This is a genomic window from Bacteroidota bacterium (assembly GCA_037133915.1).
GTDB lineage: Bacteria > Bacteroidota > Bacteroidia > Bacteroidales > CAIWKO01 > JBAXND01.
In genome coordinates this window covers 1-14,553 of sequence record JBAXND010000011.1, presented here as the reverse complement: position 1 = coordinate 14,553, position 14,553 = coordinate 1, and the positions used below count along the sequence as shown (strand labels likewise).

At 42.3% G+C, this 14,553-nt stretch carries 10 protein-coding genes; 5 read left to right on the top strand and 5 right to left on the bottom strand.

The genetic code is table 11. The features are described 5' to 3' along the window. Positions 1-37 precede the first annotated feature (37 nt). The 3 genes from WCM76_05475 to WCM76_05465 all read left to right on the top strand — a co-directional run bounded on the left by WCM76_05475 (position 38) and on the right by WCM76_05465 (position 2,299). Positions 38-700: a hypothetical protein gene (locus WCM76_05475; GenBank protein MEI6765071.1), complete on the top strand. Its 663-nt coding sequence runs from the start codon at positions 38-40 to the stop codon at positions 698-700. A 110-nt stretch (positions 701-810) separates the two neighbouring features. Continuing rightward, positions 811-1,548 (top strand): hypothetical protein, encoded by a 738-nt coding sequence (locus tag WCM76_05470; protein ID MEI6765070.1) that lies wholly within the window; start codon positions 811-813, stop codon positions 1,546-1,548. A gap of 184 nt (positions 1,549-1,732) precedes the next feature. Then, positions 1,733-2,299, top strand: coding sequence for an acetate uptake transporter (locus WCM76_05465; GenBank protein ID MEI6765069.1), 567 nt, complete (start codon positions 1,733-1,735; stop codon positions 2,297-2,299). A gap of 63 nt (positions 2,300-2,362) precedes the next feature. Here the strand turns inward: WCM76_05465 and WCM76_05460 are convergent, their stop codons facing one another. From WCM76_05460 to mfd, 4 genes are all read right to left on the bottom strand, one after another. Next, positions 2,363-3,862, bottom strand: a complete 1,500-nt coding sequence (locus WCM76_05460; protein ID MEI6765068.1) for a M20/M25/M40 family metallo-hydrolase — start codon at positions 3,860-3,862, stop codon at positions 2,363-2,365. Positions 3,863-3,947: 85 nt separating this feature from the next. Then, a complete protein-coding gene (locus tag WCM76_05455; GenBank protein ID MEI6765067.1) occupies positions 3,948-5,180 on the bottom strand; it encodes a 6-phosphofructokinase in 1,233 nt (410 codons plus the stop codon). Between the two features lie 33 nt (positions 5,181-5,213). Continuing rightward, complete coding sequence (locus tag WCM76_05450; GenBank protein MEI6765066.1) at positions 5,214-6,167, bottom strand: NAD(P)-dependent oxidoreductase; 954 nt, start codon at positions 6,165-6,167, stop codon at positions 5,214-5,216. Positions 6,168-6,235: 68 nt separating this feature from the next. After that, entirely contained in the window at positions 6,236-9,607 is a 3,372-nt protein-coding gene (mfd, locus tag WCM76_05445; GenBank protein ID MEI6765065.1) for a transcription-repair coupling factor, read from the bottom strand. 227 nt (positions 9,608-9,834) lie between these two features. On the opposite strand from mfd, the gene WCM76_05440 reads away from it, so the two are divergent. Continuing rightward, positions 9,835-11,037, top strand: a complete 1,203-nt coding sequence (locus tag WCM76_05440) for a T9SS type A sorting domain-containing protein (GenBank protein ID MEI6765064.1) — start codon at positions 9,835-9,837, stop codon at positions 11,035-11,037. A gap of 222 nt (positions 11,038-11,259) precedes the next feature. After that, entirely contained in the window at positions 11,260-12,423 is a 1,164-nt protein-coding gene (locus tag WCM76_05435; protein ID MEI6765063.1) for an ammonium transporter, read from the top strand. Positions 12,424-12,496: 73 nt separating this feature from the next. Here the strand turns inward: WCM76_05435 and WCM76_05430 are convergent. Beyond that, on the bottom strand, positions 12,497-14,553 hold a 2,057-nt coding region (locus WCM76_05430; GenBank protein MEI6765062.1), incomplete at its 5' end, for a T9SS type A sorting domain-containing protein.

Sequence of the window (14,553 nt, the reverse complement as noted above, 5' to 3'; positions counted from 1 at the left end):
TTTAACGTAGGTTTGTTCACATAAAATCCTTTCGATTATGTTCAGACTTCGAATTGTCCTCATTTTTTGCTTTTTTGCAGCAGCAAGTAGTATTCTGACTTCCTGTAAAAAAGGAGATGGAGATCCATTCTTCTCAATTTACAGTCGGTCGGCCAGACTGTGCGGTGAATGGAAAATTTCTAATTATACACAGACGGTAAAATCGGGGAATAAGGCCTGGATAACAGATATAAACGGCGATAAAAAAACATATACAACCCAGGTTGATACCACTATGATGGTTCTTGTTCCGGCTCCGCATGATACTACTTTTAAAATGGAATCTAAACACACATGGACAGGAAGCACCGAATTCACCTATGTGAAAGACGGTACCTATGATATCCTCGAAAATTATAAGGATGACAGTACTTCTATGGCATGGACTGCGGAAGAAAAGGGACGGTGGTATTTTCTTTCTGCGAATAAGGATTCCGGTTTTAAGAATAAAGAACTTCTGGGAATGCAGCCCGTATCTTATGTTTATAACCCCGACGCAGGGTCATCATCAAGCACGCATTACATGGGAAACAGTGCCTCCGGTGTTGTTGAGATATATGAGTTAAAGAATAAGGAAATCATTTTTAAGACAAATACTGAAGAAACAATTAACAGTGTTGTCGTGTCTACCACTATGGAAATGACATTACTGCCCCGCTGATTTTTTTCTTCTTACGAAAACAAATAATTATCAATAAACTTGTATAGTTCTGAAAATTTGACTATATTTGTAGTTAATCAGGTGAACCAAAACAAATTAATATAACGCTTATGAAAGCAAGAGTTCCTGTTTATATGGTCATGGTTCTTGCCGGTCTGATGATTGTCAGTGCCTGTAAGAAAGAAAAAGCACCAACAGCGATTGACGAAACCATTAATCCGGTTACTCCGGGTTATACTCATGCCGGTTTGGGCGAATATAGCGGCGTTCCCTCGGGTACGTTTATTATTCTTCCCGAAAACATTTCTATTGTAGGTCAGATCCGGGGCGGCATGCAAAAAGGCAATGGCACACTTGTCAAAGGCAAGCCTGGTGGCGCACCTTATATGATGTTTGATGAAAAAGACACTTACCTGCCAGTTGGAACCGGCACTTATGTGAATCTTTTTGTGACATTTAAAAACAATGGCGCCAGTCCCGCTCATTTCACACTTCCTGCAGGACTGATTTTCTGTGACGATACCACGGGAGTGGGCGATACAACATCAATTCCGCAACACGGTTTCCTCCTTAAAAATGAAATTATTGACATTGCCGGCGGAGCTGAAGCTTCGTTTCAATTGAAAACATACTGTTTGAATTCGCATGGTACCCCAAGCAACTACGGTATCGTATATAACTTTGGTCCGGTAACTAATTATCCCGGTCTTGTTGAAATTGTAAGCATAATGAAATCGAAACAAGAACCGGTAGGTCATGAAGGTGAGATTCAGGGCATCATTTGGAATGTCACGAATGGCAACGGCCTTACAGCGCAGGATCGTGCTACACTGAATGCGTTACCGTAAATTTTCTGGAAAGCTTTGTCAGGCTGTCGGTTTCGACAGCCTTTTTTTTTATCCGGAATTTTTTTCGGCATCTGCATTATTAACATAATTTTCTTGAAAACTGATTTGCTTCCTGACATTGCCGTGCCGAATATTTTATATTTTTGCCGTTATTCATAACAATTATAAAATTAAACTTAATTTCATGAAAACAGGAAACCCGGCAGTGATCGGATTAGGCGGATTTGGTATGACCACGCTATTGTTGCAATTTCATAATATCGGCATTTGTGGCCTCGGTCCTGTGCTGGCAATGGGATTGATATTTGGAGGCCTGGCACAGATGATTGCCGGCTTTATGGAGCAGAAATCCGGAAACAATTTTGGCTCTGCCGCATTCACAGCCTATGGATCATTCTGGATTGGATTGGGCATTATCTGGCTGCTGAACTATTATGATATCTATAAATCGAGCGGTACGGATGTTGGCTATTATCTGGTTGCCTGGACGCTGCTCACAGCTATTTTCTGGGTAGGCTCGTTATACATTCATTCTGCCATGGCGATTGTGTTTACCTCGCTGCTGTTAGGTTTTATTTTACTTGATATCGGGCATTTCGGAAACCCAACTATGAATGTAGTGGCCGGATATGAACTTATATTCTGCGCCTTCTCGGCATGGTATCTGATGGCTTCCATTATTCTGAATGATTTATCAGGAAAGACGCTTTTAAAGGTTGGCAAACCCTGGCTGAAACCTAAGACGGCATAAGGTTCATTGTTTTTTTTGAAAAGGTTCTTCAGCGTTGAGGAACCTTTTTCATTTTCGACCCTGTTAGGGTGCTGTGATAAGTATCTCTCTGAGATACCCACCTTTCAGAACTTCGCTGGCCGTGATAAATGCAAGCGTTACTATCTTCTCGAAAAGTTCGGCATTAAGAGTTTCGGGAGTATCAGTAGGCAGATGAAGATGTGTGTAACTGTATTTTGAAACGAAATATAAGGTCGGAATACCGATGTTAAAAAATGGCGTTGCATCAGCTCCACCGCCGGACCATGTTTGTGCAACCATTTTTTTTGTGTATAAAGAATCATTTTTGTGTGCGATATCCCAAAGTACGGGTGATGATTTTCCGCTTCCTACCTGAATACTGTCGCCCGATCCAATACAATCGAGGTTGAACATAGCAACAATTTTTTCCAATGGAACCGGAAGGTTTTTTGCAAAAAATTCTGAACCATTCAAACCTTGCTCTTCGCTGGTAAAAAGCACAAAAATAATGGAGCGGGCCGGGCGTACATTTCCATTCACGAAAGCGCGTGCCAGTTGCAGCACGGCTGCCGATCCCGATGCATTATCATTCGCACCGGGATAATAAAGATTGTTGCCCTGCCTGCCCACATGGTCAAGGTGTGCGCCCAATACCAGATATTCGCTGCTTTGTACTGATGAGCTTCCTTTGAGCATACCAACCACATTCCATGACGTTCTCTGCGGATAATATTTCGATTCGACGTTTACATGTGCGGATATTTTAAGAGGCAGTCCGAACGGCTGTTTTAGTGAATCAATGCGTTGTTCAAGTTGTGATAAGCTGAAGGCTGTTCCTGCAAGAAATTCATTGGCAGTGGGTATGTCAATCTGCAATTGGGGAATATTTATTTCGTAAATTCCTTTTCCGTCCATCAGGCTGCCAATGGGCTTTTGCGGGTCTTTTACGTTTGGGACGGCAACAAATAAAACAGCAAGTGCTCCATGTTCAATGGCTTTCTTAGTTTTATAACGGGTAAGAACGTCGCTGTAATCCAATCCCTCAATTTTCCATGAAGGGTTTTGTTTGAAAACCATCACAATCTTTCCCTTAACATCTATTGGTGAATAATCGTCGTATCCCAGCGATGGTTCTGAAATGCCGTAACCGCAAAACACAACCTCGGCACTTACATCGCCGGAGCCTGTATTGGCGCGGCATGTGAATTCCGTTCCGTGGACAAAACTATTTATCATCCTGCTTCCTGATAGAATTTCCAGAACTGGAGTGCCGGTAATTTCGGTATATTCAACAGGCACTTCCTGCAGGTATCCATTATTTCCAAGGGGTGTTAATCCAAGTTTCTTGAATTCAGCGGACATATAGTCAACTGCTTTTTTGTATCCATCGCTTGCCGCTTGTCTGCCATCAAGTCCGGGCTGGCATAGAAATTTGACGGTTTCCGTTAACTGCGTCTGAGTTATATATTCTGCCCCTTTAATTGCAGGCTGTGCATGAAGTATTCCTGAAAAGGATGAAATCAGGATTCCGATAATCACGAATTGCAGTATTGCTTTTTTCATCTTTTTGGATATTATCATGTGTGAAAATAGAAAAGTTCAGAATCACTGCCGCACATTCTGAACTTTTCAAAACAATAAAGAGTTGTTAAGGTATTACAACCGGAAAATTGGAATTAAATTCCAGAAAATGCGGTTCTCCCATAATGTTTGAAAGAAAATCGTGATAAGGATTGGTGAACATAAAATCGTTGGCATTGTAATAGATTTCCGGCAATGGCATATTTCCTACCTGTCCCATATCAATTGAGCAAGTGTTGTACTCTTCGAGTTCCTGATGTTTCACCATTTTAGTCATAACAGGCATTTGTCCGTACTCTTCACGTAAAAGCAAATCTGCGACTTTATCGGCCAGTGTTTGTGTGAGGCGACGGTCGTAGCTTCTGCATTCGCCGGCACGAGCATAATAACCTGATATCTGAGCACGGGCTTCTATCTTTAATTTGTTCGAAATCTCACTGGCAATAACACCACTTATACCACCAAAACGAGGGTGTCCGTATTCATCAACTTCTGAGCTGGCATACACTACATCCACTTTTCCTTTTGCCTCATCAAACCAGCGGACGCCTTCTGAGACGGCGATAACGAGTGATTTTTTTGGTGAGCTGAGATATGCTTCTTTCACTTTTTCGAAGAAAAAATCTTTGCGCTCTTGGGTAATAGGGCATTCAGGTATTAGTGCCATTTGGGCACCACCATAAACAGTGCTTCCGGTAAGCCATCCGGCATCGCGCCCCATTACTTCGAGCACAATAATACGTGAATGTGATTCGGCAGTTGTGCGGATACGGTTGGTAAATTCCATCATCCCTTTGGCTGCAGATGGGAATCCGGGACATAGCACAGCTTCAATATCTTTACCCTGATAATTATGATTTGTGCGGGTACGAAGGTCGTTATCGATTGTTTTTGGAAAGCCGATTACGGGAATACCTTCTGTTTCATAAAGTCTTTTAGCCGCACCGTTGGTGTCATCGCCACCAATGGAAACAATGACGTCAATTTTATATCTTTCGATATTTCTCAATATCTGCGGTACGCGATTTTCCGGATTTTTCTTTGATGGGAATGGGTTTGTGCGACTAGAAAGAAGCGCTGTGCCACCATAAAATCCATCATATGGCTGATGTGTTAAGTCAATAATATCGCCATCACCCAGCAGACCTTTCCAGCCTTTACGTATCCCGTAAACTTTATAACCCAGCAATGATGCTCTGTTGCGAATGCTTTCAATGCTCGAGTTCAGCGCAGGCGTATCGCCACCGCCGGTGAGAATGGCAAGGGTTTTTCCTTTAAATAGCTTATGTTCGTTTTTCATAATTTGAAGTTAAATCAGTACAAATATAAATTTTCATTTGAATTCTAAAATAATTTTCTCTGCAAGTACCGAAGATAATTTAAGCTTCGATTCCTCCGTCCATCCTGCAATGTGCGGGCTCAGCACTACATTCTCTGAAGATGTCAAATATTGAAATGATTCCGGTAATGAAGTGAAATCCATGGTCTCAAATCCGGCTCCTTCAAATTCGATAACATCAAGAGCTGCACCTTTTACTTTGCCCGATTGGAGGCCATTTACGAGATCGGCAGTGTCGACAACCTTGCCGCGAGCTGTATTGATGAGGTATATGTTTTTTCTGAATGATTGAAGCCATGCTTCGCTTACAAGATATTTGGTCTCTTCTGTGAGGGGAACATGTAAACTTACGATGTCTGCTTTTTCAAAAACATCGGCCATGCACACTTCAGTAACAAATTCATTCGAGAAATTGTTTTTGTATTTATCATAGGCGATGACCTTTGCTTCAAAACCCCGCAAACGCTGCGCAAATGCACTTCCCATATTTCCATAACCAATAATGGCAACGGTTTTATTTTTAATCTCGTGTCCGCGGTTTTCTTCTCGAATCCATTTTCCTTCACGTACTTCGCGGTCGGATATATTCAGGCGGTTCAAAAGCATGAGCAACATACCGAGTGCATGTTCGCCTACAGCGTCGCGATTTCCTTCAGGCGAATTGAAACACTTGATTCCTCTGCTTTTTGCATATTCTACATCAATAGATTCCATTCCAGCCCCAATGCGGCCTATAAAATTCAGATTGGTAGCGGCATCTATAAAATCGCGGTCAAGTGTAAATCGACTGTTGACAATAATACCACAATAGTTGTGAATTATATGCTTGACTTCTGTTATGCTCATGCATGAGTGCATATCACAGCTGAATCCGGCTTTTTCAAGTGTCTGCTGTAATACGCAATGTGGTGTGCAAACAAACAATACTTTTTTTTTCTGCTGAGACATGTTATCAGATTGTAGTGCAAATTTAGTAAAAAGACCGATAACACCGAAGTGTGTATTATTGCCTGCAGCTAGACTTCTGATGCAAGCGGTCCCAGTATTTTCAGTGCTTGCGAAATGCCGCTGATATTCTTCATCGTGAGGATTAGTTTATTGTTTTGTTCTTTAATTCTGCAATACGATGGGTGTGACTGAATGTATTTAAGAACCGTTGTGAATGTGGGCGACTGGTAATAAGGCGACGCCTGATTGTATACAAAATATCCTGAGAATTGGTTGTTTCGCAAGACAATTTTTTCCATTCCTGCACGAGACGCAATCCATCGTAAACGCAGCGTATTCAACAGTTCTTCTGTTTGCGGTGGCATCGGTCCGAAGCGGTCGTCGAGCCTTGCAGCAAATTGTTGCAGGGCGCTTTCATCGCTTACGCTGTCGAGTTCCTTGTACAAAATGAGGCGTTCAGAAATATTCGAAATATACGAATCAGGGATGAGAATCTCGAGATCTGTTTCAATCAGGCAATCTTTTACAAAACGAGTATCCGGTTTCTCGTCATTAAAAAGATCTTTAAAATCGGTTTCTTTAAGTTCTGAAATTGCCTCATCAAGAATTTTATGATACATCTCAAATCCAATTTCCGAAATAAATCCGCTTTGTTCACCACCCAGAATATTCCCTGCGCCCCGGATATCAAGGTCGCGCATGGCGATGTTGAATCCGCTCCCAAGGTCGGAGAACTCCTCAATTGCCTTAAGCCGTTTACGAGCATCTTCAGTAAGAACGCTCAATGGTGGCGTGAGCAGATAGCAAAATGCTTTACGGTTCGAACGGCCAACTCGTCCTCTTAATTGATGCAAATCACTGAGGCCGTAGTTTTGTGCTTCGTTAATAAATATGGTATTAACATTCGGAATATCAAGTCCCGATTCAATGATAGTCGTAGAAACCAACACATCGTAATATCCTTCAATAAAGGCGAGCATCGTTTCTTCCAGCTTTTTCCCGTCCATTTGTCCGTGCCCTGTAATAACCTTTAATCCGGGACATAATTTACTGATAAGATCAGCCACATCCTGAATGTTCTGAACCCTGTTGTGCACAAAGAACACCTGACCGCCCCTCGATACTTCATGCATAATGGCTTCACGAATCATTTCTTCACTGAATGTGCGCAGTTCTGTTTGAACCGGATATCGGTTGGGTGGTGGTGTCGTTATTACCGAGAGGTCGCGTGCTCCCATCAATGAAAATTGCAATGTGCGCGGAATTGGGGTTGCCGTGAGCGTGAGTGTGTCTACGTTCACTTTCATCTTCCGTAGTTTTTCTTTTACCGCTACACCGAATTTTTGTTCTTCATCAATAATGAGCAGCCCAAGTTCTTTGAATTTAACATCCTGACTCACAATACGATGTGTGCCTATCAGGATATCTATTCTGCCGCTTTCAACCTGTTTCAGAATTTCTTTTTGCTCTTTGGCGCTTCGGAAGCGGTTGATGTATTCTACATTGCATGGAAACTCTTTCAACCGGTCGCTGAAGGTTTTGAAATGCTGTAATGCAAGTATAGTTGTTGGTACCAGAACTGCGACTTGCTTACTGTCGTTAACACTTTTAAATGCCGCGCGTATCGCCACTTCTGTTTTTCCAAAACCTACATCGCCACATATTAATCGGTCCATGGGGCATTCGGCCTGCATGTCTTTTTTGACATCGGCGGTTGCTTTTATCTGGTCGGGAGTATCCTGATAAATGAAGGATGCCTCAAGCTCATGTTGCAGGTAAGTGTCGGGCGCAAAGGCAAAGCCTTCTGCTTTTTTACGCTCGGCATATAATTTAATAAGGTCGCGGGCAATATCCTTTACCTTCTGTTTGGTCTTATTTTTAAGCTTGTTCCATGCGTTTGAACCAAGACGGTTCAACGTAGGCGGCGTTCCTTCTTTGTTTACATATTTTGAGATACGGTGAAGTGAGTGAATGCTCACATAGAGCAGGTCGTTGTTGGCGTATACAATCCGAATAACTTCTTGTTCTTTTCCGTTTGCAACAACCTTTTCAAGACCCCCGTAACGACCAACGCCATGGTCGATATGCGTTACATAATCGCCCGGTTTGAGATTATAAATTTCTTTAAGGGTAACGGCTTCCTTGCTGTTAAATTTATCCATCAGCCTGAAGCGGTGGTAGCGGTCAAAAATCTGGTGATCGGTATAACAGCAAATTCTTAGATCATGATCAATGAACCCTTCATGAATGGCGGTATTCATCATGTCGAAGGTTAGAACACCCTGCGGTGCACGGGTTTTAACTATATCGTCAATGATGCGCCAGATGCGGTCTAATTGATTCTTTGAATCGGAACAAATAATATTTTTATATCCTTTGGTTGCGTGTGATTTTAAATCTTCGATGAGAAGGTCGAAGTTTTTATTGAACGAAGGCTGAGGCTTGATGTTAAACTGGATTTCAACCGGGCTTTCGAAGAAAAAACGCCGCCCTGATTCAATAACGGTGAAATCTTTGAAGCCCTGCAGCATCTCGTTTCCATTAACGAAGCGCGTAATAAAATCTTTTGGGAGTTCTTCGTCTTCGAGCGGTTGATACAATGTTGCTTTTTCAATAAATGCATCAATACGCTCGGCGCAAAACAAAATATCATTGAACCATGTTATGGTGCCTGAAGGTAAAAATGACCACAGTGGTTCGGCGTTGGAAATATATTCCGGGTTTTGAATGTCGGGCACTACTTTAATATGATCCAAAGTGTCAATAGACAACTGGCTGGCAGGGTCAAATGAACGCAGTGAACCTATGATATCGCCATCAAATTCAATCCTGTAGGGCTTATCATTTGAAAATGAATAAACATCAACAATACCGCCCCGAACCGAATATTGACCGGGTGCTACAACGAAATCCATTCGTTCAAAATGATACTCGGTGAAAATATCAGAAACAAAGTCAATTGAAAGTTTATCGCCAATTTTAATTCGAAGCGTGTTCTTATCAAAGAAGTGTTTTTTTACAACTTTTTCACTGATTGCTTCGGGCCAACTTACAACTAAAAGTCCTTTACGTCCTGATTGAATCTTGTTGAGTGCTTCAGTGCGAAGCAGGACAGAGGTATTGTCGGTCTGAGAAAAATCGCCGCTGCGGGTAAATGATGAAGGGTAAAACAACACATTTTTCCTGAAAAAATCTGCATTTTGCTCACCAAGCAGGTTTTCCAGGTCGTTAAAAAAATACGCAGCTGATTCTCTGTCGTCATGAACAATCAGATGGACACCTTTAATAGCATCAAAAACTGATGAAACAATAACCGCCTGTGCTGAAGCTGTCAGTCCATTGAGCCGGAATTTTTTGCCAGAACCTTCTTCAATCTGTGCACTTAATGCCTTGACCCGTAAATCTTCTGTGTAAATGCCGGTAAGTTCCCTGATTTCCAATTTGACATCATTTTTTGCGTATGCAAAACTACTTAATTAAATGAAGATTTATGCCTGATTTATGAAATGAGTAAGCACAAGCCTAAGTCAATGCCGGACGTTTTGCCTCATTAATGAGAAATCCCCCGGAGGTTATGATTTACAGTGGTATAATTGTGTTGCGCAAACTTTTATTATTTGTTATATTTGTTAAAGGAAGGAATATAAAAACAATTAATTTTCGGAAAATGAAAAAACTTGTACTATTCGTGCTGGCACTGTTGCCATATTTTATCTTCGCTCAAACCGGCGATCACAGTAGCTTTGTTCCAATGCCCATGCCGCGATGGTCACCACCAACAGCGCCATCCGGTAATGAACACTATTTTATCGGGTATGATGTCGTTACCGGAAAAGCAACCATTATCGATACCGTGAAGCACAACCCAAAAATAGGTGGTGAAACATCAGAACCTTTTATTCCGGCAGATGCAGAGGTTGCGGATGAGATAATTGGTGCCAAAAACTTTAACGATCTTACTGAAGTAAGTCCAACTACAACTTATCCGTGGCGGGCGGTTGTGAAGCTGTTTATGACTTTTCCGAGCTCAAATCAGTTTGTGGGCTCCGGGATATTGGTTAATTCGCGCTATGTGCTTACTGCCGGTCACTGCGTTTATTCAAGTGCCGAAGGCGGGTGGGCCACAAGTATTGAAGTGGTACCGGGCTATTACAGCGGAAACCAACCTTACGGAAATTCTTATGCCAGTAATATGTTCTCATGGACAGGATGGACAAACTCAGGCGATTTTAACTGGGATATGGGTTATATCAAGCTTAACAGCGATATAGGGACTTCAACAGGCTGGCTGGGATATGGGTATAATGATGATGCCTTTTTCCAGACCAATACATTCCATAATCCGGGTTATCCTGCAGAAACACCCTATGACGGCTCTTTGATGTATTATTGGTATGGTACATATGATCAGGTGATGACAAAACTTCTGTACTTTAATAAATACTGTTATGGTGGCCAAAGCGGCAGCGGTTCGTATTATAAAGACGGTTCAAATAACCGGTATGTATACGCCATTTTGTCTCATTACAGCTCTGTCAATGGCACGGGGCATGTTCGGATTACGGGCGACATGTTTGGTGATATTAATACTGAAATTAACAGTGTTGCAGAAAATGATGCAAAATCAGCGATTACATGCAACGTTTTCCCCAATCCGGCTGAGGAGTTCATAACCTGTAATTTTAACTTAAAGCATTTAGAATATAGCATAAAAGTTTTTGATTTGAGTGGTAAACAGCTTATTGAAACTAACGCTGAATCTCATACGCAAAATAAGAATATTGATATCAGTAGATTATGTCCCGGTTTTTATTGCCTCACCATATCAGACGGTACGAACACAACCATGAGATGTTTTATTAAAAAGTAGAAGTATTGGATAGTTTGGTTTTTGAAACCGGCCTTAGAGCCGGTTTTTTTGTTATACGTTTTATACTTATAGAGTATCGGAACATTGTGGAAAAATAAATAAGAAAACAACTATCAGTAAAACAATGAAATCTTAAATAAAAAATTATATTTGCGAAGTAAAATTCATTGGTTTTTAAGAAATTATTTATTCAAATCAATCTACCAAACCACACAAACCAACATGAGCAGAACTTTTAAAACCATCTTCGTTACAGCACTGTTGTTGTTCGGAACCTTGGGTGCCGCATTTGCGCAGGACACCGGTGTAAACAACATTTCTTCCATTCTTGACGTTCAAAAGTATGAACGCGCCATCCATATCATGGCCATGCTGCTGCTTGGCTTCGGTTTTCTGATGGTATTTGTAAAACGATACGGGCGCTCAGCACTCACAGCAACCGTTCTTGTTGTTAGTGTATCCTTACCCTTGTATTATTTGCTCAGCGGTTATAATATCATGGGTGGTGAAAAGGGTGAAATTGAAAAACTTATTCTCGCCGAATTTGCTGCGGCATCTCTTCTTATTGCTGCGGGCGCAGTACTCGGCCGTCTTAAAATGTACCAGTATATCATTCTTGCCCTCCTTTTTATCCCTGCCTATAAACTGAATGAATGGATTGTTATCAACGATTGTTTCCATATTCTGAATCATAATGTGGCTGATACCGGCGGTTCTATTGTAATTCATGCTTTTGGCGCATTATTTGGAATCGGAGCTTCTCTTTCACTCACCCGAAAAAATGAGATTGATGCACCGGTTGAATCAGATGCGACCAGCGACCGCTATTCAATGCTGGGAAGTCTGGTGCTGTGGCTGTTTTGGCCGAGTTTCTGTGCGGCACTTGTTCCTGTTGAAGCCATTCCGCATACCGTTATTAACGTATTCTTTGCGCTTTGCGGTAGTACGCTTGCAACGTATCTGCTTTCTGTTGCTATTCGCGGAAAAATAAGTATTGCTGATATTGCAAACGCGGCATTGGCCGGAGGTGTTGCTATCGGCTCCACGTGCGATAAAGCCGGTCACGGCTCCGCAATTATTATTGGTATACTGGCCGGTGCAATTTCAACTGTCGGTTTTGCACTTGTAAGTGAGCGTCAGAAAAAACTGTTAAAAGCTGTAGATACTTGCGGCGTTACCAATCTTCATGGCATGCCCGGTATTTTTGGCGGTCTCGCTGCTATTCCCATTGTGCACGGTCTGGATGCAGGTAACCAACTCGGTGGAATTCTCATTACAGTCCTCATTTCAATTATTTGTGGCGTAATCACCGGAAAGCTCATCTCATTCATGGGCAAACGTAAAGAAGTTTATGTGGATGCCGAGGAATTTGTGGAAGGCGATTAAGTAATTTCAAGAAGTAAAAAAAAAGGGGAGTGCAGCGTTTCTGCATTCCCCTTTTTTATTGTGCTGAAAATTTCTATCGGGCGATGATTATCGGCTTCGTAATTTTTTCCGTTCCTCTCCAGTATGCAAGTATATAGGTACCATTGCTCAGATTTTGCAATTTAAATTCAATGGTGTTGTCAATAAAATAATCACTTATGAAAACAATTTTGCCCATCAAATCTGTGATGATGATTTGTGACGTTCCGACCGATGCATCAGGTATTTGAACACTGAAATTTCCCTGCGATGGATTCGGGTAAACAAGTACTTTACCTTGTGCCGAAGTTATTTGAATCCCTGTTGCAGGTTCTGTAATGAACGACCAAATCTCAGACCATGGCGAGTATATCAATCCATTGCCGGCCCTTACTTTCCAGAAATATTGTGTGTTTGAAAGAAGCGTAAGTGTTGAAATGTTTAAATTTCCTGTATTTCCGTTTACCGGATTTGTAAACAGGGAATCAGTGTCGTACATGCTTTCATAGAACGTGGCTCCCGATACTCCTTGCCATTGCAGGCTTGTACCTGTTATCGGTATATTGGTTAAATTGTCTGAAGGGCTTGTCAGCAGCGGTGCTGCAAGAACAAGATTGGCGGTTGTGTATGACCATACTGTGCTCCATGGTGAATAAATAGTTCCATCGCCGGCTCTTACGCGCCAGAAGTAAACAGTGCTCGCCTGTAAGGATGCAGAGGTGGCACTGTTATTCGAAGTAGTATTTACTACAGGGGCTGTGAAGAAGGAATCAATATCGTATTGATATTCGTAGAATGTTGCTCCCGAAACAGAAGACCACTGATAGGATGCTCCGGATGTAGGAATACCTGTCGCACTATCGGCCGGGCTGATAAGCACTGGCGCTGCCAGACTCGGTGTAAGTGTTGTAAATGACCACACCACCGACCATGGCGAATAATTTGTGCCATTGCTTGCACGAACTCTCCAGAAATATGTTGTTGTTGCACTCAGTGCTGCAGTCGACGTCGTTAATGCAGACGTATTTCCTGAGATAGCCGTTGCGAATAATGAGTCCGTTGAATATTGGTAGTTGTATGTTGTAGCGCCTGCAACAGACGACCATTGCAGCCCCGTTCCTGCTAATGGAATATTAGTGGAATTATCCGGAGGACTTATTAGGCTTGGTGCTGTCGGCATGGGATTGATAGTTGAAAAGTGCCATACTACTGACCATGGGCTCCAGGTATTGCCGTTGCCCGCTTTTACCTTCCAGTAATACGTTGCGGCAGTTTGCAAACCGCCTGTCAAAGCTGATTGAAGCGATGTTGTCCCTGTCTGTGGTCCTGTAAACAGCGAATCAAGAGCAAGCTGGTATTCATAAACAGTAGCTCCGTTTATTGATGACCATTGCAGCGTGGTGCCTGAAATCGCAATATTTACCGTGTTGTTCGGCGGGCTTATCAGCGTTGGCGCTACATTGTATTGTATTACCGTAGTAAACGACCATACCGTTGACCATGGCGAATATCCGAAACCATTTGATGCCCTCACTTTCCAGTAGTAGGTTGTGCTTCCCTGCAATGCGCCGCTGTTGCCGGTCAGCACTGATGTACTTGTTGTGATGGCATTGTTAAATTGTGAATTGTCGGCATACGCATATTCATATAATGTTGCTCCGCTGACAGAGCTCCATTGGAATCCGGTGCCGGTAAGCGCAATATTTGTGCTGCCGTTAGCCGGGCTTATAAGTGTTGGTGCAGTGGGCATCTGAAAAGTCGTTGTGAAATTCCAGCTTGCGGTCCACTGAGTCGAATCCTGAGTATGGAACGCCCTTGCCTGCCAATAATAAGTCGTACCATAAGCAAGTCCGGAAAGATAAACATAACTGTAGCTGCTTGATGTTGTCCCGTATATTGCTGCACTCATATTATTATTGGTGCTGTACCGATATTGATATCCTGTTATACCACTTAAGGACGACCAGTCAAGCATGGGAGCAATGGCAATACCGGTTGCCCCGTTACTTGGGCTAACCAGGGTAAGCTGATCGGTTGTTGTAAAATACCAAATTGAAGTCCATTGCGTTGTATCAACCGAATGACGGGCTCTTGCGCGCCAGTAATATTTTG